Source organism: Lentzea sp. CA-135723 (assembly GCF_050936595.1).
Classification (GTDB): Bacteria; Actinomycetota; Actinomycetes; order Mycobacteriales; family Pseudonocardiaceae; genus Lentzea.
Genome location: NZ_JBNJMK010000001.1, coordinates 3,097,462 through 3,121,462 on the forward strand (window position 1 = coordinate 3,097,462; position 24,001 = coordinate 3,121,462).

16 protein-coding genes are annotated in these 24,001 nt (G+C 70.9%); 11 read left to right on the plus strand and 5 right to left on the minus strand.

All coding sequences use genetic code 11. From position 1 onward, the window contains the following. Positions 1 to 15 precede the first annotated feature (15 nt). The gene (locus tag ACQEU1_RS13245; protein WP_433200067.1) at positions 16 to 705 is read right to left on the minus strand and encodes an HAD family hydrolase; all 690 of its coding nucleotides are present in this window, start codon (positions 703 to 705) and stop codon (positions 16 to 18) included. Positions 706 to 740: 35 nt separating this feature from the next. Here ACQEU1_RS13245 and ACQEU1_RS13250 point away from each other — a divergent pair, with 35 nt between their 5' ends. The 4 genes from ACQEU1_RS13250 to ACQEU1_RS13265 all read left to right on the plus strand — a co-directional run bounded on the left by ACQEU1_RS13250 (position 741) and on the right by ACQEU1_RS13265 (position 6,702). Then, complete coding sequence (locus tag ACQEU1_RS13250) at positions 741 to 2,126, plus strand: SDR family NAD(P)-dependent oxidoreductase (protein WP_433200070.1); 1,386 nt, start codon at positions 741 to 743, stop codon at positions 2,124 to 2,126. A gap of 118 nt (positions 2,127 to 2,244) precedes the next feature. Beyond that, on the plus strand, positions 2,245 to 2,907 hold the full coding sequence (locus tag ACQEU1_RS13255; protein WP_394621107.1) for a Ku protein: 663 nt from the start codon (positions 2,245 to 2,247) through the stop codon (positions 2,905 to 2,907). Between the two features lie 174 nt (positions 2,908 to 3,081). Continuing rightward, positions 3,082 to 5,952, plus strand: coding sequence for an AAA domain-containing protein (locus ACQEU1_RS13260; protein ID WP_433200073.1), 2,871 nt, complete (start codon positions 3,082 to 3,084; stop codon positions 5,950 to 5,952). A 135-nt stretch (positions 5,953 to 6,087) separates the two neighbouring features. Continuing rightward, the gene (locus tag ACQEU1_RS13265; protein ID WP_433200076.1) at positions 6,088 to 6,702 is read left to right on the plus strand and encodes an LPXTG cell wall anchor domain-containing protein; all 615 of its coding nucleotides are present in this window, start codon (positions 6,088 to 6,090) and stop codon (positions 6,700 to 6,702) included. A 58-nt stretch (positions 6,703 to 6,760) separates the two neighbouring features. On the opposite strand, the gene ACQEU1_RS13270 is transcribed toward ACQEU1_RS13265, so the two are convergent. Continuing rightward, on the minus strand, positions 6,761 to 7,507 hold the full coding sequence (locus tag ACQEU1_RS13270; protein WP_433200079.1) for a PIG-L family deacetylase: 747 nt from the start codon (positions 7,505 to 7,507) through the stop codon (positions 6,761 to 6,763). 97 nt (positions 7,508 to 7,604) lie between these two features. On the opposite strand from ACQEU1_RS13270, the gene ACQEU1_RS13275 reads away from it, so the two are divergent. Continuing rightward, positions 7,605 to 8,837: a glycosyltransferase gene (locus ACQEU1_RS13275; RefSeq protein WP_433200082.1), complete on the plus strand. Its 1,233-nt coding sequence runs from the start codon at positions 7,605 to 7,607 to the stop codon at positions 8,835 to 8,837. 52 nt (positions 8,838 to 8,889) lie between these two features. On the opposite strand, the gene ACQEU1_RS13280 is transcribed toward ACQEU1_RS13275, so the two are convergent. Beyond that, positions 8,890 to 10,686, minus strand: a complete 1,797-nt coding sequence (locus tag ACQEU1_RS13280; protein WP_433200085.1) for a S8 family serine peptidase — start codon at positions 10,684 to 10,686, stop codon at positions 8,890 to 8,892. A gap of 182 nt (positions 10,687 to 10,868) precedes the next feature. On the opposite strand from ACQEU1_RS13280, the gene ACQEU1_RS13285 reads away from it, so the two are divergent. Further along, a complete protein-coding gene (locus tag ACQEU1_RS13285) occupies positions 10,869 to 11,795 on the plus strand; it encodes a LuxR C-terminal-related transcriptional regulator (protein WP_433200088.1) in 927 nt (308 codons plus the stop codon). Positions 11,796 to 11,897: 102 nt separating this feature from the next. Here the strand turns inward: ACQEU1_RS13285 and ACQEU1_RS13290 are convergent, their stop codons facing one another. Next, the gene (locus tag ACQEU1_RS13290; RefSeq protein ID WP_433200091.1) at positions 11,898 to 13,775 is read right to left on the minus strand and encodes a S41 family peptidase; all 1,878 of its coding nucleotides are present in this window, start codon (positions 13,773 to 13,775) and stop codon (positions 11,898 to 11,900) included. 119 nt (positions 13,776 to 13,894) lie between these two features. Between ACQEU1_RS13290 and ACQEU1_RS13295 the strand changes: the two genes are divergently transcribed. Beyond that, the gene (locus ACQEU1_RS13295) at positions 13,895 to 16,288 is read left to right on the plus strand and encodes a hypothetical protein (RefSeq protein ID WP_433200094.1); all 2,394 of its coding nucleotides are present in this window, start codon (positions 13,895 to 13,897) and stop codon (positions 16,286 to 16,288) included. A 13-nt stretch (positions 16,289 to 16,301) separates the two neighbouring features. Beyond that, on the plus strand, positions 16,302 to 16,892 hold the full coding sequence (locus ACQEU1_RS13300; protein ID WP_433200097.1) for a superoxide dismutase family protein: 591 nt from the start codon (positions 16,302 to 16,304) through the stop codon (positions 16,890 to 16,892). On the opposite strand, the gene ACQEU1_RS13305 is transcribed toward ACQEU1_RS13300, so the two are convergent. Continuing rightward, on the minus strand, positions 16,889 to 18,061 hold the full coding sequence (locus ACQEU1_RS13305; protein ID WP_433200100.1) for a helix-turn-helix domain-containing protein: 1,173 nt from the start codon (positions 18,059 to 18,061) through the stop codon (positions 16,889 to 16,891). The genes ACQEU1_RS13300 and ACQEU1_RS13305 overlap by 4 nt on opposite strands. A gap of 141 nt (positions 18,062 to 18,202) precedes the next feature. Between ACQEU1_RS13305 and ACQEU1_RS13310 the strand changes: the two genes are divergently transcribed. The 3 genes from ACQEU1_RS13310 to ACQEU1_RS13320 all read left to right on the plus strand — a co-directional run bounded on the left by ACQEU1_RS13310 (position 18,203) and on the right by ACQEU1_RS13320 (position 23,931). After that, positions 18,203 to 20,809 carry a type 2 lanthipeptide synthetase LanM family protein gene (locus ACQEU1_RS13310; RefSeq protein WP_433200103.1) on the plus strand — a complete coding sequence of 869 codons (2,607 nt, stop codon included), beginning with the start codon at positions 18,203 to 18,205 and terminating at the stop codon, positions 20,807 to 20,809. Then, positions 20,806 to 20,994: a hypothetical protein gene (locus ACQEU1_RS13315; protein ID WP_433200106.1), complete on the plus strand. Its 189-nt coding sequence runs from the start codon at positions 20,806 to 20,808 to the stop codon at positions 20,992 to 20,994. The genes ACQEU1_RS13310 and ACQEU1_RS13315 overlap by 4 nt, the downstream gene beginning before the upstream one ends. Positions 20,995 to 21,063: 69 nt before the next feature. Beyond that, a complete protein-coding gene (locus ACQEU1_RS13320) occupies positions 21,064 to 23,931 on the plus strand; it encodes an AAA family ATPase (RefSeq protein WP_433200109.1) in 2,868 nt (955 codons plus the stop codon). Positions 23,932 to 24,001 lie beyond the last annotated feature (70 nt).

Genomic DNA, 24,001 nt, shown 5'->3' on the forward strand with positions numbered 1-24,001 from the left:
CCGAACAGTCGTGTCTCAGGTCGCGAGCACGCTCCTGATCAGCAGTTCCAGGTCGCTCAGGTCGTCGATCACGATCTGGGCTCCAGCTTGGTGGAGATCCTGTCTCGAACTGCGGCCCGTGGCGACCGCGACGAGCCGCACGCCCGCCTTCGTGGCCGCGTGCACGTCGTGCGGGGTGTCACCGATGATGACGATCTCGTCGTCCGCGAACGGCCGGATGTGCCGCGCCCGTTCGCGGGCGACCGTGACGAGCTCGGCGCGGTCCAGGTGGTCGTCGCCGAACGCGCTGACGTCCCAGTCGACCAGGTGCGCGAGGCCGAACTCCTCCAGCTTGATCCGGGCGACGCTCGCCAGGTTCGCGGTCAGCACGGCCTGGTGCACGCGCGGGTCGTCGGCGAAGTGCTCGAGGGCCCGCAGGGCGCCGGGGAGCACCTCGCCGTGGTCCGGCAGCTCCGCGCGCCGATCCTCGAACGAGGTGCTGAGGGCGGCGCTGAGCACCCTGTGCTCGGTGGTCTCGATGTCGTGCCGCCGCAGCACCTCCTCGATCACGTCCCGCTCGGTGCGGCCGCCGAGGTCGACGGGGCCTTCGAGCGGGCGGCCGAACGCGCGGTGGAACGCGTGGCCGTACATGAGTCCGCCGAATCCGCGCGCCGAGATCAGCGTGTTGTCGATGTCCCACAGCACCAGCACCTGCGGCCCGGTCACCGGACCACCCCCCAACTCCCGTAAAATGCCTGTTCATGACCTCGATCGACCCCGCAGAGCTGGAAGTCTGCCTGCGCGTGCTTGCCCAGGTCGAGGACCTGCCGGCGGAACACGACGACGCCGTGCGCGTCCGCCGGGCCACCGCGAAGATCTTCAAGGCCGCGAAGAAGTTCCGGAAGTCCGAGCGCAAGGCCGCCATCGTGGCGAACGACCGCGCCGTGACCGCGCTCACCGCCACCGGCTCGCCGGACCGCATCGACGACGAGACCCAGGGCCTGCCGCTGGTGTCGACCGCTCAGGGCGCCACCGCCGGCACGCTGCTGCGCGCGCGTTCCTGCTACACGTGCCGGTCGCGGTTCGTCGAGGTGGACGCCTTCTACCACAACCTCTGCCCGGCCTGCGCCGCGTTCAACCACGGCAAGCGCGACGCCCGCACCGACCTGACCGGCCGCAACGCCCTGCTGACCGGTGGCCGCGCGAAGATCGGCATGTACATCGCGCTGCGCCTGCTCCGCGACGGCGCGCACACCACGATCACCACCCGGTTCCCCCGCGACGCCGCCCGCCGGTTCGCCTCGATGCCGGACGCCGACGAGTGGATCGACCGCCTCAAGATCGTGGGCATCGACCTGCGCGACCCGTCCCAGGTGCTCGCGCTGGCCGACGAGGTCGCCTCCCGCGGCCCGTTGGACGTTTTGATCAACAACGCCGCGCAGACCGTGCGCCGGTCCGCCAACGCCTACGCGCCCCTGGCGCACGCCGAGCACTCCGAACTGACGGGCGACGCTCAGCGCCCGGAGCTGATCTCGTTCGGCGGCCACGGTCAGCTGGCGTTGCCGGGCACCGCCGTGCCCGAGGCGCACTCCGTGACGACCCTGGCGTTGATGGCGGGCTCGAAGGACATCGACGCCGGTGGCCTCGTGCCGGACACCGCTTCCTCGAACTCGTGGATCCAGAACGTGGACGAGGTCGACCCGGTCGAGCTGCTGGAGGTGCAGCTCTGCAACTCCACCGCGCCGTTCCTGCTGATCTCCCGGCTGCGCGCGTCGATGGCGAAGTCGTCGTACCGCCGCAAGTACGTGGTGAACGTGTCGGCGATGGAAGGCCAGTTCTCGCGCGCCTACAAGGGTTCCGGGCACCCGCACACCAACATGGCCAAGGCCGCGCTGAACATGTTGACGCGCACCAGCGCCGAGGAGATGCTGCAGGCCGACGGCATCCTGATGACCGCCGTCGACACGGGCTGGATCACCGACGAGCGCCCGCACCCGATGAAGCTGCGGCTCGCCGAGGAGGGCTTCCACGCCCCTCTCGACCTGGTCGACGGCGCGGCGCGGGTGTACGACCCGATCGTGCGCGGCGAGGCGGGCGAGGACCTGTACGGGTGCTTCCTGAAGGACTACGCGCCGTCTCCCTGGTAGGTCTTCTGGGTGACTTTCGTCGAATACACGCGTCCGGGACTCCTCTCGGACGCGTCTGAACGAGTCCTTTCACCAGGCCTTATGACTACTAGAACATCTGTTCGAGTACTCATTTGTCATGAGAACTGTGTGGCGGGGAGCACTCCGGTTCGGGATGACGACCATGACGGTGCGGCTGGTCTCGGCGGCCACCGAGCACCGCAGCAAGGTGCACCTGGTGCACCGCGAGGACAGCGGCCGCGTGCGCCATCAACAGGTGTGCGGCGAATGTTCGCTGCGGCTGACCCCGGAGGACATCGGACGGGGCTACGAGCTCGACGACGGCCGCATCGTGCAGATCGACCCCGGTGACCTGCCGGCGCCGGAGGACGGCGTGATCGACGTGCAGCAGTTCGCGCCGCAGACCGACGTGGACCCGGTCGCGTTGCACCGCAGCTACTACGTGGAGCCGGACGACCTGGCCGTGCGCTCGTACGTGCTGCTGAGGGAGACGTTGGAGCGCACGAAGGCGGCTGCCATCGTGAAGTTCGCGTTGCGCGGCAAGGAGACACTGGCGGCACTGCGCCCACAGGCCGGGGTGCTGGTGCTGCACACGTTGCTGTGGCCGGACGAGGTGCGGGAGCCGCACTTCGCGTTCCTGCACCGCGACACCGAGGTGCGCACCGGCGAACTGGCGGCCGCGGCGGCGCTGGTGCGGGCGCAGACCCGCCCGTTCCGGCCGCACGACTACCCGAACACGCGGCACGAGGCCTTGCTGCACCTGGTGGAGGCGAACGTCTAGTGGTGTGGTTCGGAACGTCGCCGGGGGGATTCGTGGTCAGACGGGTGCATCGCGGTGCCGCCCCCACGCCCTCGTACTGGTTGTACGGGGGCGTGGGGGCGGTGCCGCGAGGCGCCCTGCTGAGCGCGGATCACCTCGCCGACGTTCCGAGCCACTCCACTAGCATCGGCGGTCATGCTCGCCAGCCCGTCCGATCTCGTCGACCTGCTCGAATGTGAGCACCGCAGCTATCTGGCGCGGGACGAGCGGCGGGGTGACCCGGCCGAGCTGGCGCGCGCTGCCGAACGCACCGCCTCTGCGATGCGGTCCGGCGCGGACCTGGTCGAGGACGCGGTGTTCTTCGACGGCGTGTTCCACTGCTCCGCGCAGACCCTCGTGCGCACGGACGGCGGGTACGAGCCGTGCGACGAGGCGGCCGACGCCACGCCCCTGGCGGTGTTGTCGCTGGTCGCGGCGGCGGAGGCGGTGGGGGCCGAGCGCGCGCACCTCGTGGTGGACGGGCGGCGGTCGACGTTCCGGGTCGCTGACTTCCTGCCGTTGGTGGCGCGGTTGCGGACGCGGCTCGCGAAGCCCGGGCCTGCGCCTGCGCGGTCGTGGGGTGATGTGCGGGCTGCGTGTGTGGGGTGCCGGTTCGCTCGTCACTGCGCTTCTGGTCGTGAGGAGGCGCGGGACCTGTCGCTGGTGGCCGGGTTGCGGGCGGATCAGCGGCGGAAGCTCGTTTCAGCCGGCATTGACACCATCGACGCTCTTGCTGAGACCGAGGAGCGACCCGCCACGTTGTCGCCGGCGTCGTTCACGGCGTTGACCGCGCAGGCCCGGCTCCAGGTGCAGCAGGAACGGACCGGAGTCACCAGTTACGAGGTCGTGGCACCCGAGGCGTTGGCGAACCTGCCGGAACCGGCCGAGGACGACGTGTTCCTGGAGGTCGACGGCGACACGTTCCGCACGCCGGGGTGGTCGGGGACGTTCGCGGAGTTCGTCGAGCGCACGCCCGAGGGCACGGTCTACCACTTCACGCCGCACGACCTGCCGGGGCGGGCCGCTCGGTCGGCGACGCTGGAGTCCGAAGTGGACGAGCTCGTGCGGCGGACCGTGGACCTCGGGGCGTTGACCCGTCGGGTGTTGCGGGTGTCCACGAGGGAGTACACGCTGCCGGCGTTGAAACCGTTGCTGGACGACGAGGTTCCCACGCGCGGCATCAGAGATCTGCTGCACCGCGTCAAGACCGAGCGCGAGATCGAGACCGCGGTCCGGGAAGAGCGCGATGAGGCCGCGTTGGAGAAGGCGGCCGAACGGGCGCGCCGGATGGCCGCGCTGACCGAACCCCTGATGGCCGAGGGACATGCTTTGTTCGCCGCGACGGTCGGGTACCACCGGCGCGAGGCGAGTCCGGCGTGGGGCGACTACTTCCGGCAGGCGCTCGCGCCGATCTCCGACCTGGAGACCGATTCGAACTGCGCGGTGCCGATCACGGTGCGCGCGGAGGACTGGGTGCCGCCCGCGGGCCGGGTGCGCACCCACAAACGGCAGGTGCACGCGCGGATCGACCCCGAACGCCCCCATCCGTTCGGCGCGGGCGAACAGGTCCGGCTGCTCTACCCCGGCAACGTCACGCGCAACGCCGCGGTATCCGACGACAACCCGTACGAGCTGGTGCTGACCGAGAGCAACGCGGTCGAGCACGGGGACATGCCGATCGCCGTGCTGCCGGGCAGTCCGGTGCCCGCGTCGCCCAAGGACGAGGCCGTCGCGGACCTCGCCGAGCAGGCCGTCGGGCTGCTGCCGCTGCTCCCCCGCAACCCCGGCATCGACCTGCTGCTGCGCACACCGCCCGCGCAACCGTTGCCGCAGCACGACGACGTGGTGCAGGCCGTGATCAAGGCCGTCGACCAGCTCGACGGCGGCACCCTGGCCGTGCAGGGCCCGCCCGGCGCCGGCAAGACGTACCTCGCGACCAAGCTCGTCCGGCACCTCATCGACCAGGGCAAGACCGTCGCGGTCACCTCGACGTCGCACAAGGCCGTCGAGAACGTGCTGTCGTCCGTCGACCCCGACATCCCGATGGCCAAGCGCCCCAAGGAGAAGAAGCCGGAAGAAGGCCTCCCCTGGGACCAGCCCAAGGACAACGGCGCACTCGCCCGGTGGCGCGAGGAGCACCCGCAGGGCCACCTCGTCGGCGGCACCGCGTGGACCTTCTCCAACATGGTGATCAAGGCACAGCCGTTCGACGTGATGATCATCGACGAAGCGGGCCAGTTCGCACTCGCCGACGCCGTGGCGGTGGCCACCGCGGCACGCAACCTCGTGCTGCTCGGCGACCCCCAGCAACTCCCCCAGGTCGTGCAGGGCGTGCACCCGCCGGGCTCGGACGCGTCCGCGCTGGGCCATCTGCTCGGCGACGCGGACGTGATTCCTCCGCATCTGGGCTACTTCCTCGCCGAGACGCGGCGAATGCACCCGGCGGTGTGCAAGCCGGTGTCCGAACTCTCCTATGCCGGTCTGCTCCATTCGCACGAATCGGCGGCCAACCGGTCGATCTCCGGCGTCGAGCCCGGGATCTACCTGCGCGAGGTCGACCACCGCCACAACATCACGTCGTCGACCGAGGAGGCCGACGCCGTGGTCGACACCGTGCGGCAGATCGTCGGTCGTACGTGGACGGACAACGGCAAATCGCGCGAACTGACCGATGCGGACATTCTCGTGGTGGCGCCGTACAACCTGCAGGTCCGGGTGATCCGCCGCAGGCTCGCCGATGCGGGGTTCACCGAAACTCGGGTGGGCACAGTGGACCGCTTCCAGGGCCAGGAGGCACCGGCCGTCATCATGTCCATGACGTCGTCGTCCACCGTGGACCTGCCCCGTGGCCTGGACTTTCTTTTGTCACGCAACAGATTGAACGTGGCGTTGTCGCGCGCCCAGACGCTCGCCGTGATGATCTGCTCGCCCCGCCTGCTGGACGCCGACGTGCGAGGAGTGGAGCAGATGAGGTTGGTCGCCGGCACGATCGGCCTAACAGAAAACATGAGGATCTATCCGTGGTGACACCGTAGCGTTGTCATACGGTGACCTTTTGACCCCTCTGTGTTGTTAGCGTGGCGCGGTTCACCCGGTCGGGTGATTCAGATCATGAATGTTTGCTCGATCCGCCACGCATCAACGCAGAGCAGGAGAGATTCGTTGGCAAGGAGAGTTCTGGGCGTTTTCGCGGTGACCGCCACCGCTGCGCTGACAACGTTGGCGCTGACGGGCACGGCGCAGGCCCACAACCCCAACTGGTCCGCGGGTTGTGACGAGGGCGCGAAGGCGACCAAGGTGTCGATCGACCTCACGCAGTACGTTGCCAGCAAGAAGGGCAAGAACACCGTCAAGCTCACCGACGGTGGCAAGGAAGTGCTGAAGACCGAGGAGTTCCCGGAGTCCTTCCACTGGAAGAAGAACGACTTCGACGCCACGGTCAAGCACGAGTTCACGATCACCGTCACCTCGTGGGACGGGTACAACAAGACCGACTCGAAGACGGTCCTCCCGTGCGTGAAGGGCACCCCGCCCACCACCACGACGACGAAGCCGGCGACGACGACCACGACTCCGGCCACCACGTCGCCGGAGGTGCCCTCGTCCTCCGCCGAGGTCCCGCCGTCGACCACCCCCGCCGCCCCCGGCGGCAGCGCTCCGGAACCGCCCCTCGCGGCGACCGGCGCGTCCCCGATGTGGCTGCTGCTCTCGGGTGTGGGCCTGGTGGGCGCCGGTGCCGGCACCCTGCTGTTCCTGCGCCGCCGTCGCAGCGCCTGAACCAGCGCGAGGACGGAGAACGGGGACGGTCCGAAGTGGACCGCCCCCGTTTTGCTCTCTACAGGTCCAATGCGTCGGCGGGGCCATGGCCCGCGCGGATGAACCACTCGGTGCCGAACGCGTGCGCGAACGTCGGCTCGTCGAGCGTCAGGAAGAACGAGTCCTCCGTGATCTGCGAGGCGTGCGCGCGCATCGCCTTCCGCTTGAGCGCCAGGTACTCGCGCACGTCGACGCCGACGTTGATCTCCGACTCGGGCACCGCGCCGTCGAGCGGCGGCGGTTCCTCCATGCCCGCGAGCCGGAACGCCTCGCGGAACTCCGACTCCCGCACCAGCGCCTGGTAGACGACCGGCGTGCCGGCGATCTCCGCCGCGCGCATGCCGACGCGGTGCACCTGGATGTGGTCGGGGTGGCCGTAGCCGCCGAAGCTGTCGTACGTGGTGAGCACCCGCGCGTCTTCCTCGCGCAGGATCGCGGCCAGCTTCTGGGCGGCCTCCTCGACGTCCGCGGTCCAGAACGAGCCGGGCCGCGCGTTGAGCTCGTCGCCCATCATCCCGGAGTCGCGGTAGCCCAGGAACTCCACGCGGGCGACGCCCAGCAGGTCCGCCGACGCGTGCGTCTCCACGACGCGTCGCTGCCAGAGCTCCTCGCCCTCGGCCAGGTCGTCCGGCACCTCCCCGGCCTCGCCGCGCGTCGCGACGACGAGCACGACCCGGTGCCCCTCGTCGTGCGCCTTGCGCATCACGCCGCCCGTCACGATGCATTCGTCGTCGGGGTGGGCGTGGAACGTCACCAGTGTGGCCATGTCCTCGACGTTACCCGGCAGTGGAACCACACCATCCCCTCGCGCCCCCGCCGTTCCCTATGGTGGGGATCAAGCCCTTGGCAGCGGGGAGGATGCCGTGCGCGTGCTGTGCACCGTCGCGTACTCGGCCGCCCACGCCCGTACCACCCTTCCGCTCACCGCCGCGCTCACCTCGCTCGGCCACGAGGTCCTGGTGGCGGGCCCGCGGTCGGTGTTGCGCGGTTTCGCGGACGAACCGGTGAACGTCGCCCCCGTCTTCCCCGAGATCGCCGACCAGCTCGCCGACCTGTTGCAGGGCGAGGTCCTGACGCTGCCGCCGAACTACGACCCGTTCTCCGACGAGATGATCGTCGAGCTGGCGGCTGGCCCGCACATCGCGGCGGCGATCGAGGCGTTGCTGGAGGTGGCGGCGGAGTTCCGGCCGCACCTGGTGCTGCGGGACGGCATCGAGTTCGCGGGGCTGCTGGTCGCGGAACGGCTCGGCATCCCGCACGTGACCGCGCCCACAGGGGTCGGGCAGTACGTGGACCGGCTGACGTTGCTGAACGCTCTGAACGAACGCCGTGCGGAACTGCGGCAGCCGTCGCACGAGTCCCTCGACTCGGCGCACCGGTACGGCCGGCTGGACGCGGTGCCGCCGGGCTACTCGTTCGCCCGCCAGCCGATGCCGCCGGCGTTCGCGTTCCAGCAGCCCTGCCACCAGGGCGCGGGGGAACGGCTGCCGCAGTGGCTCGCCGACCTCGATCCGGCGCGGCCGCTGGTGGTGGCCTCCACCAGCACGTCGGGCGGGGTGTTCGAGTCCGAGTCGGCGCTGAACCTGTTCGACTTCGACGAGTTGCCGGCGCAGGTCCTGGAACGCTCGCCGCTCGCGCACCTGGAGGCGATGACGCGGGGTCTGTCCACCGTGGACTGCGAGGCCGTGGTGCTCACCGGCGGGCTGCCGGTGGAGTCGGCCGCGCCGAACGTGCACCTGGTGGAGGAGCTGCCGCAGGCGTTGTTGTTGCAGGGCGCGGATCTGCTGGTGTCGCACGGCGGGTACGGCTCGGTGCGGGAGGCCATGCGGGCCGGCGTGCCGATCGCGGTGCTGCCGGTCCTGCACGATCAGATGCACAACGCTCATCGCGTCAACGACCTCAAACTCGGTGTCAGGGTGCAGGACTTCCGGGCGGACGCGGTCGCGCGGGCGTGCGAGCACGCGTTGCGCGACGACGGGATCCGGGCCGGGGTGCGGCGCGCGCAACGGCACCTGCTGGGCCTGCCGCCGATCCGGGACGTGGCCAGGTACCTCGAACGGATCGTGGAGCGCAACCACAAGAAGGTCAGCACGTGAAAAGGGCGGCGCCCCCGCAGGGAGGGCGCCGCCCCTCGGCGAACTCGTGGAGCTATCGCAGGGTCAGGTTCCAGGCGTTGATGTACCCGGTGTCACCGGAGTACACGTCCTGGACCCGCAGCTTCCACGTGCCCGCCGCGACCTCGGACGAGGCGTTGACCGTGTAGGTCGCGACCACGTTGGCGGCACTGTCCGAAGAGGACGAGTTCTTCAGCCGGTAGGCGGTGCCGTCCGGCGCGATCAGGTCGATCACCAGGTCACCGCGGTAGGAGTGGACGATGTCCACGCCGACCTTGGTGGCGGAGGAGGCGTTGCCGGTCAGCGTCGAGGTGATCGACGACGTCACGGCCGCGCCGCGGTCCGGGATGGCCACGTCGGTCGTGTTCTCCAGACCACCGGAGGGCGGCGGCGTGGAGTCGACGGCGGCGACGGTCTTGGCCGCGTCCGCGAGGCCCGCGCCACACCCGCCGGAGCAGGTGCCCGGCAGCGGACGGGAGTTCGTCTTGATCAGGTCCTTGATCTGGGCCGGCGTCAGCGAGGGCTTCTTGGCGACGAGCAGCGCCGCGAGGCCCGCGATGTGCGGGGCCGCCATCGAGGTGCCCTGGTAGGGCTTGTAGTTCTCGGCGCCGGGGGTGGTGGCGCCCGCGTTCAGCGTGGACCAGATGCCGTTCTCCGGCGTGGTGACGGTGCCGGGGGTGTCGGTGCCGCGCCGGGTCTCGCCACCGGGGGCGGCGATGTCGATGCGGGTGCCGAAGTTGGAGTAGAACGCCTTGTTGCCCTCACGGCCGGTGGCGGCGACGGTGATGACACCGCTGCAGTTGGCCGGGGTGAAGTTGGCGACGTTGGCGTTCGAGTTGCCCGCCGCGACGACGACCGTGGTGCCGCGGTTGATGGCGCCGTTGATCGCGTTCTGGTAGGTCGTGGAGCAGGACGACTGACCGCCCAGCGACATGTTGATGACCTTGGCGACGTTCTGGTTCGCGGGCACGCCGCTCACCGTGCCGCCGGACGCCCAGGTGATCGCGTCGGCGATGTCCGAGGTGGCGCCACCGCACTTGGCGAGCACCCGCAACGGCTGGATCTTGGCGTCGTAGGCGATGCCCGCGATGCCCTTGCCGTTGTTGGTGGCCGCGGCGATCGTGCCCGCGACGTGCGTGCCGTGCCAGGACGAACCCTGGTCGGACGGCGGGACGGGCTGGCCGTTGGCGTCCGTGCCGCACTCACCGCGCGCGGTCCAGTCGCCCTCGTCGGCCGGGTTGGAGTCACGGCCGTTGTTGTCGCGTGCACGAGCGGCGTCGGAGACGAAGTCGTACCCCGCGACGACCTTGCCCGCCAGGTCGCTGTGCGTGACGTAGCCGGTGTCGATGACCGCGACGGTCACGCCCGCACCGGTGGAGCTGGACCACGCGCCGGGCACGTTCATGCCGGCGGTGGCCTCGAACAGGTCCCACTGCCGGGAGTACTCGGTGTCGTTCGGGTCGGCGAGCGGCTGCATCAGCAGGTCCGGCTCGACGTAGGCGACCTTCGGGTCGTTCCTGAACGCCTGGATCGTGTTGTCGGCGTTGGTGGTCTTGGACCCCAGATCGACGACGACCGCACCGCTCGACATGCGGCGGTGCACGGACTTGCCCTTCTTGCGGGCGTCGTCCGTGGCAGCGGAGTCGGACGAGGCCTCGGCGGTGCCCGGCTTGTAGCCGACGATCAGCCGCTCGAAGGGACGGTTCACCTGGGTCGAGTCCGGCTGGGACTGGATCTGGGCGGGGGCAGCGGTCGCCGATGGGGCGACAACGCTGAGCACGGCGGCGGAAACTGCCGCGGCGCACACACTCGTGCGTCGCAATCCGTTCACGTGAGGTCCTTCCACGCAGGGCCTTCGCGTGCCGTTGAGGGCGTCAGTGTTCTGAACCGGCTGCGGAGGTGGAGGGACCGTAAGTCGCGTCACACCTGCGAAAACAGGTCTGGACGAGTCCGATAAACGACACTGGCGTGTTCACGACAGGGGTACTGCGCTGAATGGCGCACAATGTGGCCGTGTTCGGACACCTGGGCGTCGCGCCGGAGCTGACCGTCGTTTACGAGCTTCTGGTAACGGGCGGAAGCCGCACCACGGACGAAATCGGCGTTTCCTCCGCTGTGCTGGAGCAGATGCGGGAGCTCGGCCTCGTGCGGCACCTGCCCGGCGACGTGTGGCAGGCCGTCGCGCCGGACCTCGCCGTCGAGGCGTTGATCGCGGCCCGCGAGGAGGCCAACCGCAGGGCGCGCGCGGACGTCGGCCCGTTGATGGAGCTGTACCTGCGCAACCGCGACGAGGAGCTGGCGGACAACGCGTTCGTCGAGGTGATCTCCGGGGTGGACGCGGTGCGCGAGCTGTGGCACACGTTGCTGCGCGGGGCCCGCGAGGAGGTCTGCGTCCTCGACCAGCCGCCGTACGTGACGCCGCTCGGCCAGCACGTGGCTCTGGAGGACGAGACGCGGTCGCGGGACGTGCAGTGGCGCGTCGTCTACGACCGGTCCGCCGTCGACCTGCCCGGCCGGGTCACCGAGATCATCGAGCTGGTGGCCGCCGGGGAACGGGCGCGCGTCACGCCGACGCTGCCGTTCAAGCTGGCGGTGATCGACGCGCACGCGGCCGTGCTGCCGGTGGTGAACGGCGACGTGGTGGACAAGGTGCTGCTGATCCGGCCGTCGGCGTTGCTGGACGTGCTGCGGTCGACGTTCGAGCTGTACTGGGAGAAGGGGATCCCGTTCAGCCCCGGTGGGATCTACGCGGCCGCGGCGGACGTGGACCCGAACCTGCTGGGGTTGCTGGCGGCCGGGCTGACGGACGAGTCGATCGCGCGGCAGCTCGGGCTCGCGCCGAGGACCGTGCAACGGCGGGTGCGGCAGCTGATGGACCGGTGCGGGGCGCAGACGCGGTTCCAGGCCGGGGTGCAGGCGATGCGGCGCGGCTGGCTGTAGGTCGCCGACGCGGCCAGGTGCGGGCTGAGCGCGCCCTTCACGAACGAACAGAGAGAGAGCGGGCGCTTCCGGTCGTGGAAGCTACCGGAAGCGCCCGCTCGGTCAGCTGGCGACCTTGCGCGCGGCCACCAGCCGTCCGTCCGCGAAGCCCTCGACGCGCACCTCCTGCCCGGTCGCGGTCAACGTCGCGGTGTGCGCGCCGTCGGTCACGTCCAGCGAGGTCGTGGGGCGGCCGTCGACGTAGACGTCCACCCGGTCGAGGTTCACGGTGTCCAGGGAGACGGTCGTGCCCGCGACCGCCACGCCGAGCCGCCGCACCGGCAGCTCCTTCAACAGCTCGCCCGCGCGGGCGAGCAGGTCCTTGTTGCCCTCCAACAGGTCCGTGCGCGTCACCTTGTGCTGGTGCGTCGGGCGCACGCCCAGGTCCTCCACCGGCGTGCCGGCGAGCTTGCCGACGCGCAGCGTGCGGCGGATCGACACGCGCATGTTCGCCTTGTTGGGCAACGGTTTGTACGGCGACTCGGCGTCGAACGGCGCCGGGATCTTCAGCAGCGTCATCAGCAGTCCGTGCGTCCACACGTTCGCGCCGCCCGCGCCGGTGTTGTCGTCCACGCCGAGGATCGGGCCCAGCTCGTGGTCGGCCCAGCCCGCCGCGAAGATGTCGGTGGCCGAGTAGCAGCGCGCGTCGGTGACCAGCACGACCGGGCCGTGGTAGGTCTGGCCGACCGCGTTCGCGCCGTCTAGCGGCGTGATGGTGTGCGAGCAGGAGAACGCCTGGCCCGTCTCCGTCGAGCTGTCGAGGGACGGGAACCACGGGCCGAGGTCGATCTGGCCGGTCGGGTCCTCCGCGTGCCGGCGGCAGATGCGCAGGTTCAGCGGCGTGCTGAGGAACTGCACGGGTTCCGGCTGGATCGGGCGCGGCGTCATCGTCTGGAGCAGGAACTCCGACGCGAAGATGTGGCCGCCGCCGTTGTCCCGCACGTCGACGATGAGTCCGTTCTGCGGCAACAAACCTGCTAACCGGACGAACTCCGCGAGGAACGCGTCCGGGTCGTCGACGCTGAACGTGAAGATCCGCAGGTGCCCGAACGTGCCGGACGGCGTGACGACGGGACGGGCGCGGAACACGCCGGGCATCGTCGTCGGGACGTCCTGCGCGGCCATCGCGACCGCTCCCCCGGCGGCCTCGGCCTGCACCACCTTGGGCGCGTGCAACAACTTCTTCGCGCGGGCCTTCTCGTCGGAGTCGAGGTCGACGCCCTGCGCGGCCGCGGCCGGGCTGAGCGAGTCGACGTCCGTCATCGGCGGCAGGTTCTCGGTGACCTGCCAGTCGACCCGGATCTCCCCGGCCGCACCGGCCTCGTCGCGGTAGCTGACGACGACCCAGTCCTCGTCCGGCGGGAGCTGGATCACCAAGGGGCGCAACGTGAGCGACTCCACGCCGCGGGCGAGGTTGGCCGCCGTGTTGCTGCCCGCGAAGATCGCGCCGTTCAGCGCGACCGCCCGCGCGATCGGCGTGCCGTTCCAGTGCGTCACCTCGGCGCCGACCGCGAGCCCGTCGAAGTCCGCGACCGTGCGGGCGACGAGGTACTGCTCCGTGCCGTCGGCGGCGAAGCAGCGCTCCAGCTGGAACGGCAGGAAGGCGATCCTGCCCGCGAACGGCGCGGGCAGCAGGTAGTTCGTGTGCAGGTCGCGCACCGAGTGGAAGGTGCTCGACAGCTCGCGGTGGAACTGCCACTCGGGCTCGGCCGTGGCGTCGGTCTGTCTCTCGAGCCTTGCTCTCAGCACCCTGAGTCTCTGCACGGGGTTCACGGCGTGCATGGCGACTTTCAGAGGCAGGTGCGCGTAGTTCTGCTCCAGCAGGACGAGCGCCTGGTCGACGAGGAGCTTGCGCTGCGCCAGCGTGAGCGTGCCCGCGGTGGCGAGGAACTCGGCCAGGCCGACGGAGTTTGCGACGTTCGGGTGAGCGGTTGCGGTCATGGTGGGGCCTCCTTGCTCAGTAGAGGCTTCGCAGGCCGTCTGGATACACCTATTTCACCCGTTCGGCCGCTAACCGGAGCACTTTTCAGGACGACAACTGGAGTAAAGGGGAGGCGCCGATGACTGCGAAAGTCCTGGAACTGCGCATCCACGGGGTCAACAACACGCCCCCTGACGCGATGCTCGCCCTCCCCGATCATGCCGTGGAACAGTTCCGCGGGGACAGGTTCGGCAGCTTCTGGCGGCCGAAACAGGACAAACTCGCCGAGCTGCCACCGGATCACGCCGGTCAGGTGCCCGCGGGCGTGCGGCGCGAGGCGTACTCGTGGGGCGGCATGGCGCGCAGCACCCCCGGAGTGCCGGGCAGCGGCGTGCCGTCGGTGCTCGCGAACGCCCTGGGGCGCGTGGGATGGGCGTTGCTGCTGCCGTTCGGGCTGGCGAACGTCGCCTACTGGTCCCGGAAACTGCCCGACGGCTCGTACACCGGCGCGCGGCGGATGGCGTGGTGGAACGCCGGGCGCGGGGCGGCGTCGACGCGGCTGTTCGGGCTGGGGCTGACGGTGTTGCTGGTGCTCGCCGTGTGCGAGGTGGCCATCGACCTCTTCGCGGTCCAGTGCTCGCTGCCGGGCGTCACGTGCAAGCGGGTGCCGGAGTTCCTGGACGTGCTCGGCGACCCCGCGCGGCACGTCCGGGTGCTCGCCGCGTCCGCCGTGCCGGTGGTGCTGCTGCTCGGGTTGCTGGCGCTGACGTCGTTGTCGCGCAGCAGGTACGAGTCGGCGTCGTCGCGGATGGAACCGGAGCCGCGGAACGGCGTGATGCTCAGCCGCAAGTCGATGTGGGAGGGCAGCCCGCGGATCCGCCGGCTCTCGCGGCTGCACATCTCGGCCGGGTGCTGCGTGGTGGTGCTGGCGACCAGCACGGCGTTGTGGCGGCACGGTTTCTTCCTCGTGATGACCGTGCTGGCCGCTGGGGTGCTGGCGGTCGTGATGGCACGGGTGGTAGTGACGACGGCCGACTGCCCGGACGTGCCCACGCGCGAGAAGGGCGGGCTGTGGTCGTGGCTGCTGATGGTCTCGGCCGTGGTCCTGCTGGTGGTGCACGGGTTCGGGCTGTACCTGGTCGAGCCGGGTTTCGACGGGCCGTTGTGGCTCACGTCGTGGGGGCCGCCGGTGGTGACCGTGGCGTTGCTCGGGTCCGTGATGGCGGCGTGGTCGTGGCGGCGCAACGACGCCAAGGGGCCGTTGGTGCTGCTGGTGTTGTTCGTGGCGTTCATGGTCGCCACGTACTGGGTTCCGCTCGCCTGGGCCGGCGCGGTGGTGTTCGGCGGGGCGCTGGCGTGGCGGGCCCGGCCGCGCGCGGGTGACGAGTGGCAGGCGTGGCGCGGTGCCGGGCCCGGGGTGCTGCTCGGGTTGTCGTTGCTGGCGTCGGTGATGCTGAACTCCGTGCTGGTGCTGACCTTCCGGGGCTGGGTGGGCACCGGCCTGGCCGCGCCGTCGTTCTACTCGTGGTTCTCCGCCGCGTTCGCGTGTGCGTTGGTGCCGCTGGTGTTGCTGGTGCTGGCGGAGGCTTTCGTGTTGCTGTCGCGGCTGATCACGCCCGCGGTGCTGGACGCGCAGGCCGACGCGCTCGTCGTGCGGGTGCGGCACGTGGTGGCGGTGACGCACCGAGCGGAGAACGTGGCGGGCGTGCTGTCGGTGCTGGGCGTGCTCTCCTTGCTGCTGACCACTTATCTCACGTTCGCGGCGCCGTCGTGGGCGTCGTGGTGGGGTGTCGGCTGGGTGGTGGGCAAGGGCGACTGGGTGACCGGGCTCGCCGGGGTCGCGGTGGTCGGGTCGTTCGTCGGGGCCGGGATGCTGACGAACCGGCGTCCGCTCGGGCTGGTGTGGGACCTGATGTGCTTCCTGCCGCGCACGGCCCATCCGTTCGCACCGCCCTGCTACGCGGAACGCGCGGTGCCGGAGATCGCGGACCGGACGCGGGAGTTCCTCGACGAGTCACCGGACCACCGCGTGGTGCTGTCGGCGCACAGCCTGGGCGCGGTGCTGGCGGTCGCGGCGCTGTACGCGTTGCCCGCCGGTTACCTGCGCCGGGTGCAGCTGCTGACGTACGGCGTGCAGCTGCGCCCGTACTTCGGCCGGATCTTCCCGGAACTGCTGGGGCCCACCGTTCTCGGGACGCCCGCGGTGCGCGCGGGCGCGATGTTCTCGCGCGACCCGTGGGTGCGCGCGGCGGGGTCGTCCTCGCCGGGAGGGCTGTCCGCGTTGCTCGGCGCGAACTGGCTCAACCTGTGGCGCCGCACCGACTACCTCGGTTTCCCCGTGCACGGCTGGGCCGACAACCCGCACGACCGCCGCGCGGACGAGACCGACGGCGCACCGGACGAAGTGGAGACTCACGGCGGTTACCACCTGTGCGCCGCCTACCGAGACGCGTTCGCCGCCCTCGTCTCGATTGATCTGAACCAGTCGCCCGATCGTGGACGTGCAGGGGGTGGGAACCTGGAACGCAGTTGACTCAAGGAGAGACATGCGCACGACTGTGGCGACCCTCGCTGGTGCCGTTCTGCTCGTCGGAGGGCTGGCCGCCTGTTCGAGCACGCAGGAGACGCCCGCTCCCCCGGCGGCGCCGGCGGTGAAGCCGATCGCCGAGACCTCGGTGGCCGCGCCCGCCGCGACCGGCGACCAGCCGAAGGGCATCACCTACGACGTGGCGCGCATCCCGGTGGGCGCCAAGCTCTCCACCGGCTCGTCCGTCGACAACGGACAGACCTCGGTCGAGCTGAAGGTCTCCGGCCTGCTGCCGAACACCCAGTACGGCGCGCACGTGCACACCAAGCCGTGCGGCGCCAAGGGGGCCGACGCGGGCCCGCACTACCAGAACGATAAGGACCCGGTGTCGCCGAGCGTCGACTCGAAGTACGCCAACGTGCAGAACGAGATCTGGCTCGACTTCACCACCGACGCCTCGGGTGCCGCGACCGGCGAGGCCGCCGTGAAGTGGGAGTTCCGCAAGGGCGAGGCCAACTCGGTCATCGTGCACGCCACGCACTCCAGCACCGAGCACGGCAAGGCGGGCACCGCAGGTGACCGCCTCGCCTGCCTCACGGCCGCTTTCTAGACAGGCCAGGTCAGGGTCACTCCCGCGCTCAGGTGTGGCCCTGCCACCGGTTCCCGCACCGCCGCGCGGACGAGGTTCAGCACCTCGTACCGGGGTCCGGCACGACGCACGAGCCCTCGCACGCACAGGTCCCTCATCGGGCCGCTGTGCCCGGCTTCCTCGCCCTCGGCCAGCCTGACGAGCAGGTCGCGACCCTCTTCGTCCAATGTGGACAGCGAACGCCGCAACGAGTCCCGCAGGTGCGCCGAGGTGGGGTCGAGCGGGTTCGACCGCAGCCGTTCCAGCAGGTGCTGCGGCGAGTAGACCATGAACCACCCGGCCGCGAACTCCAGCGCGGACGGCAGTCCGTCCAGCTCGTGCACCAGCCCCGTCAGCGCGGCCTGGTTCGCGGGCTCCGGCTTGAACGCGGGCCGCACCCGGTGCACGTGCGTGAGCAGGAGCCGGACGGCCGCGTCGTCGCTGAGCGCTCCCAGCGGGAACACGTGCTCGCCGGGCAGCCCGGTGGGTGCCAGTGCCGTCACGACGATCCGCAGCCGCGGGTGCTCCTCCAGCAGGCGCGGGTCCGGCCGCTGGTCGGTGACGAGGACCGTGTTCTGCTCGTCGTCGACCGCCGGGCTCGCCTGCGCCGGGTGCCACAGCACGGACCAGCCGTGCCGGAAGTGCAGGTCGCCCGCGACCTCCAGGGCGAGGCGCGTCTTGCCCACGCCGCCGACCCCGGTGACGGTGATCAGCCGCCCGGACGTGCGGACGTCCAGCGGCGCGCCGAACACGACCCCGGCCACGTCCCGCACGTCACCGGCACCACGCGCCTGCGGGACGCCGGCCGGAGCCCCCACCCCTGGCCGGCCTTCCAGCAGCAGCGCCGTCAACGCCGCCGCCTCCGCCTCGCGTCCCACGATCACCCCGGACGACCCGGCGGGCGCGGGCGGTGCCACGGCCGTGCGGCCCGCTGCCCGTCCCCCCGCCTGCTGCAAGTCCGCGCGGCTGCTCTCGTCGAGCCTCAGCCCCTCGGCGAGCAGCCTCACCGTCTCCGCCCTGGGCGAGCGGGTGCGTCCGCACTCCAGGTCCCGGATCGCCCGCACGCTCACCATCGCGAAGTCAGCCAGCTGCTGCTGGGTGAGGCCAGCGCCGATGCGATGCGTGCGCAGCAGTTCTCCGAACTCCCTCATCCCGTTCCCTCCCTCGACACTGAGTCTCGGGCCGATCGGGCGGCGATACATGGGTGGCGATCCCCCATATTCACGTCGCCCACCTAAATCTGGGGGGTTGGTCCCCATGTGCCGCGCGCCCGCGCGTGCGAGGTTGACCCGGTGACCTCAGCGGCCGAGACCAGCACGGGCGAGAGCTGGACAGCGGCGTTCGCCCACGCCCTGCACCCGCTGGTCGACGCGTCCCGCTCGGAGGTCGCGCCGCCGTTCGACGCCGCGTTCGCCGAGCAGCTCGGCAGGCGGCTGGTCGGCATCGCGGCCCGCACGCTCGTGCGGGAGCTGCACGAGGCCAAGCCGGCGCTCACGAGTCCGACCAGCGAAGAGCGGTTCACCGAGTTCACCCGCACGCTCAGCCTGTCCGCGATCTTCACCCGCTACCCGGTGCTCGCGCGGCTCCTCGCGCAGGCCTGCGAGCAGGCGGTGTCCACGCACCACGAGCTGTCGTCGCGGTTCACCCGCGACCGCTCGCAGATCGTCCGCACGCTCTTCGCGGGCGACGACCCCGGCGCGCTCGTCTCCGTCGAGACCGGCCAGGGCGACGCCCACCAGCAGGGCAGGACCGTGGCGATCCTGACGTTCGAGACCGGCGCGAAGCTCGTCTACCGGCCCCGCCCGATCGGCCTGCACGTCCGGTTCGCGGAACAGCTCGACTGGCTGTCCGCCCGCACCGGGATCACGCTGAAGACGCCGAGGCTCCTGCCCAGGGACGGCTACGGCTGGCTGGAGCACATCCCGCACGAGCCGTGCGCGGACGTGGCCGGGGTCGCCGAGTTCTACCAACGGCTCGGCGCGCTGCTGGCGTTGCTGTACGCCACCGACGGCACCGACATGCACTACGAGAACCTCATCGCGTGCGGTGACCAGCCGGTGCTCGTGGACGTCGAAACGCTCTTCCACCCCACGCTCGCGCCCGACACCGATCCCGCCACACGGGCGTTGGTCGACTCTGTGCACCGCACGGCCTTGCTCCCCCACGTGTTGTTGGGTGACAACGGCATCGCGGACGTGTCCGGTGTCGGTGGCGACCGGGGCGTGCTGTCACCGCTCGACGTCGTCGACTGGGCCGATCCCGGCACGGACCGGATGCGGCTGGTCAGGCGGCCCAAACCGGCAGGTGGCGCCGCCAACAGGCCTATCCTCGACGGCGTCGCGGCCGAACCCGCCGACTACCAGGACTCGCTGCTGGCCGGGTTCCAGACGGCGTACGACGCGATAGTCGCGCATCGCGACGAGCTGCTGCGGCTCGTCAGGAAGTGCAGCAACGAAGAAGTGCGGTTCGTTGCGCGCGCGACACGGCAGTACGCGCGGCTGCTCGACGAGTCCACGCACCCGTCCGTGCTCGCCGACGCGCTCGACCGCGACCTGGCGTTCGGCGTGCTGGTGGTGGACGATCCGCTGCTCGACCGGCTGGTGCCGTTCGAGGTGTCCGACCTGTGGCGCGGGGACGTGCCGCTGTTCACGTGCAGGCCGGGGTCGACCGACCTGTGGACCGCGTCCGGGCTCCGGCTGCCGGGGATGCTGCCGGAGCCCGGGCTGCACGCGGTCACCCGCAAGATCCTCGGCATGAGCGAGGTCGACCGGCACGACCAGCAGTGGGTGATCACCGCGTTGCTGGCCTCGCGGCCGCGGCCGGTCTCGCACCACAGCGGCGCCCCGGTCGCGGCGCACGTCGCCCCCGTCGACCCCGACCCCGCCCGGCTGCTGTCCGCCGCGTGCGGGATCGCCGACCAGATCCTCGCGCACGCCGTCACCGGGCGGGACCGGGTCAACTGGCTCGGTCTCGAGCTGGTCGACGACCGGCACTGGACCGTGCAGCCGCTCGGCGCGAGCCTCACCAACGGGTACACGGGTGTGGCGCTGTTCCTCGCCGAGCTGGGCGCGCTCACCGGCGCCGCGCGGTACGTCGACTTCGCCCGCGACGCCCTGCGGCCGTTGCCGGCGCTGCTGGAGATGTTCTCGGCGGAACCGGAGCTCGTCACGGCCGCGGGCGGCGGGCTCCACGGCCTGGGCGGCATCGCCTACGGCCTCGCGCGCCTCACGCCGTTGCTCGACCTCGACCCTGAGCTGCTGACGCTGGCCGTGCGGCTGATGCCCGAGGAAGATTCGTCGTGCACGGTCGTGGACGGGGTCGCGGGCTCGTTGGTCGCCATGCTCGCCGTCGGCACGCCCGAAGCGCGGAAACTCGCAGATCACTACGCTTCTACTCTGCGTAGGTCCTTCAGCACCGCAAGCGGTTTCGCACGGGGCCGCGCCGGTATCGGATGGGCGCTGAAGCGTTACGCGGCAACGGTTCGTGACGAACCGTCTCACATGGCCGCTGGAGATCTGCTGAAGAACGACGACCTCGACCCGACCGATCTCGGCTGGTGCTCCGGGCTCGCCGGCGTCGCCCTCGCGCGCGACGACGAACGCCTGAGCGGCCTGCTCGCGTCCCGGGAACCGTTGCGGGACATGAGTCTCTGCCACGGTGAGCTGGGCGTGATCGAGGCGCTCGCCGTCCACCACCCGAGCGCCGCGACACGGCGCACCGCGTTGTTGCTGGGAGCACTGGACGACAATGGCGCACACTGCGCCACGCCTGGTGGTGTCCCATCGCCCGGACTGCTGACAGGCTTGGCCGGCATCGGCCACGGCCTGCTGCGGCAAGGGTTCCCGATCCCGTCAGTGCTGTTGTCGCAATCCGCCGAACAAGAGGAGTCCCGCAGATGAACGAGTCCCTGCACCGCACCGCCGACCAGCACGAACCGGCCGAGGACGCGATCGGGGAGATGGAGCTCGCACCCAAGACGTTCGCCGGTGCGCGGGCCCGTGCGCTGATGGGTGTGACGATGGCCATGAGCGCGTTCGTCGCGATCACCCCGGCCATCTCGGACACGACGGTCAGCAACAAGTAAGAAACTTTCACCCCGAATACGCCTGGGCAGCCGATACGGAACCCGACACGGGAACGTTAGGGTCCAGACATGCAGACCCGAGCGCCCCACGTGGTCGGCCGTGATCGCGAGGTCACGGCCATCACGGGGGCACTCGTGCACGCACGCGAGTCCCGCGGTGGCGCCGTCTTCCTGACCGGGGAGGCGGGCATCGGCAAGTCGCGCCTGGCCCGCTACGCGGCGGGTCAGGCGTACGACGCGGGCATGCGGGTGCTCAAAGGACGAGGTACGACCATCGGCCCGATGGTGCCGTTCCGGCCGATCGCGGAGGCGTTGCTCGGCCTGTTCCGCGGTGACCCGCCGGACGACTCGGCGCTCGGGCCGTACAAGCCGGTGCTGGGCACCCTGATCCCGGACTGGCACGACCACAGGTCGACGACCGAGTCGGTCGTCGTGCTGGCAGAGGCGGTGCTGCGGCTGCTCGCGTCGGTCGCGCGCAAGACGCCGTGCCTGCTCGTCCTGGAGGACCTGCACGAGGCCGACGCGGAGACGCTCGCGGTCGTCGAGTACCTCGCGGACAACCTGGAGGACCAGCCGGTCCTGCTGCTGGCGACGATCCGCACCGAGCCCGGCCACGCGCTGGAGCTCGTGCACCGGATGGTGCAGCGCGGGTCCGGCGGGCTGGTCGAGCTGCACCGGCTCTCGCAGGACGAGGTCGGCCGGATGGCGTCCGCCTGCCTGGACAGCGAGCTGGTGCCTGCCGAGCTGGTCGATCGCCTGTGGACGGACAGCGCCGGGAACCCGTTCGTCATCGAGGAACTGCTGCACGGCATGGTCAGCGGCGGCCTGCTGGTGGCGGGCGCGCAGGGCTGGCAGGTGGTCGGCTCGTTGAAGCTGCCGGTGCCGGCGGCGTTCGTGCGCAGCGTCGCGCACCGCACCGACAGGCTGGGGCCGCAGGGGCGTGAGGTGCTGTCGATCGCGGCCGTGCTCGGGCACCGGTTCCCGCTCTCGGTGGTGCAGAAGGCGACCGGCACGGACGACCGGGCGTTGCTCAGCCACCTGCACGCCGGCGTGGCCGCGCAGCTCGTGACGCCGGACGAGCCCGCACCGGACTGGTACGCGTTCCGCCACCCGCTGACCGCCGACGCGCTGCTGGCGCAGCTCACCCCGGCCGAACGGGTGGACCTGTCGGCGCGCACGGCGGACGCGATCGAGGACCTGCACCCCGGCCTGCCCGGCGACTGGTGCCCGCTGGTCGCGAAGCTGCGGTTCGACGCAGGTTCGCAGGCGCAGGCGGGACTGCTGTTCGCCGAGGCGGGCAAACGCGCGCTGGCCGGTGGTGCCGCCGAGTCGGCCGTGGCGTTGCTCGACCGCGCGCAGGACCTGCTGCACTCCGAGTGCGGCGCGCGGGCCGAGGTGCTCGACACGTTGCTGCCCGCACTGGCGGAGACCGGCGACTTCGAACGCGCCTTCGCCCTCGAAGTCGGGGACCTGCAAGGAACTCTGCGCGCGAAGCTCCACACGCGACTGTCGCGGGTGGCCTATCTCGCCGGGTGGTTCACCGAGGGCGTGGAGCAGGTGCGGATCGCGCGGACGTTGCTCGGGCCGGACGCCCCGGACGAGCTCGCCGCGCAGCTGGACGTCAACTCCGCCTACCTGACGCTGAACATCGCGAGCGCGGACCGGATCTCCTCAGCCGCGGGACTCGCACGGCAGGCAGCGCTCGCGGCGGACCGCGCCGGGTTGCCGATGGTCGCGTGCGAGGCGTGGCAGCTGCTCGGCATCATCGCGCGCGAGCAGGACATCGACGAGGCGAACGCGTGCTTCAGCAAGGCGTTGTCGCTGGCCGACGAACATCAGCTGCCGATCCAGCACGTCTACGCGCTGGTTCGCCTGGCGGGCAACGACTGGCTGCAGCACGGCAGCACGGCGTCGCTGGACCGCACGCACGCGGAGGCGTGCCGGGTCGGCGCGATCACGGTGGCGCACAACGTGGACGCGATCCTCGCGCTGCAGTCGGCGCTGACCGGCGACTACGCGGTGGCCGCCGGCGAGGTCGACCGGTGCCTGCGCACGACGACGCGGCTGCGGTTCCACGCGCTGACCCGGTACCTGCTGATGACGAAGGCCGTCCTGGCGGCGCACCAGGGCGACCGCGCCGGCACCGACGACGCGATCGCCGAGTTCGAGGCCGTGGCGAAGAGCGGCGCCCAGGAGTACCCGCTGTGCTTCGGTCTCGCCCGCGCGTTCTGCGCGTTGCTGGAGGAGAACCACGGCCTCGCGATGACCGAGCTCGACCGCGCGCTCGACCTGGAGTCGCAGAACCCCTCGACGTTCCACCTGTCCGGCACGCACGGGCTGCGGGTGCTGCTAGGTGTGCTGGACGGCAGGTTCGACTGGCCCGAGTACACGGCGCTGACGGCGGCCTCTGCCGCCGCGATGCGCTGGAACCGCCAGTTCACCGAGCTCGCGCACGCCGTGCTGCTCGGGCGTTCCGGCCGGTTCACCGAGGCGCTGGAGGCGTTCGACCGCGCGCAGGAGGCCGCCGCGCCGTACCCGCTGGCCCGGCATCTCGGGCTGCGGCTGGTGGCGGTCTCGGCCGCCGGGTGGGGCGATCCGGTGGCGTGGCTGCGGTCGGCGGAGGAGTTCTTCCACCAGGCCACGGTGCCCGCCGTCGCGTCGGCCTGCCGGGGTCTGCTGCGGCAGGCAGGAGTGCCGGTGCAGCAACGGCGCAGCGGCACGGACTCGGTGCCGTCGCAGCTGCGCGGGCACGGCGTGACGGTGCGCGAGTTCGAGGTGTTCGTGCTGCTGGCTGACCGGATGGGCAACAAAGCGATCGGCACGCGGCTGCACATCTCTCCGCGCACGGTGGAAAAGCACGTGGCGTCGCTCATCGCGAAGACCGGGCACCCCGACCGGGAATCCCTTTCCGCGTACGCCGCGGAGCTGGGCCGCTGACGTCAAGCCTTTCGCGCAGGCCCACAACCTCGAAGAGGTTACCGCACACCGAGGCAAGCGCATTCACGGG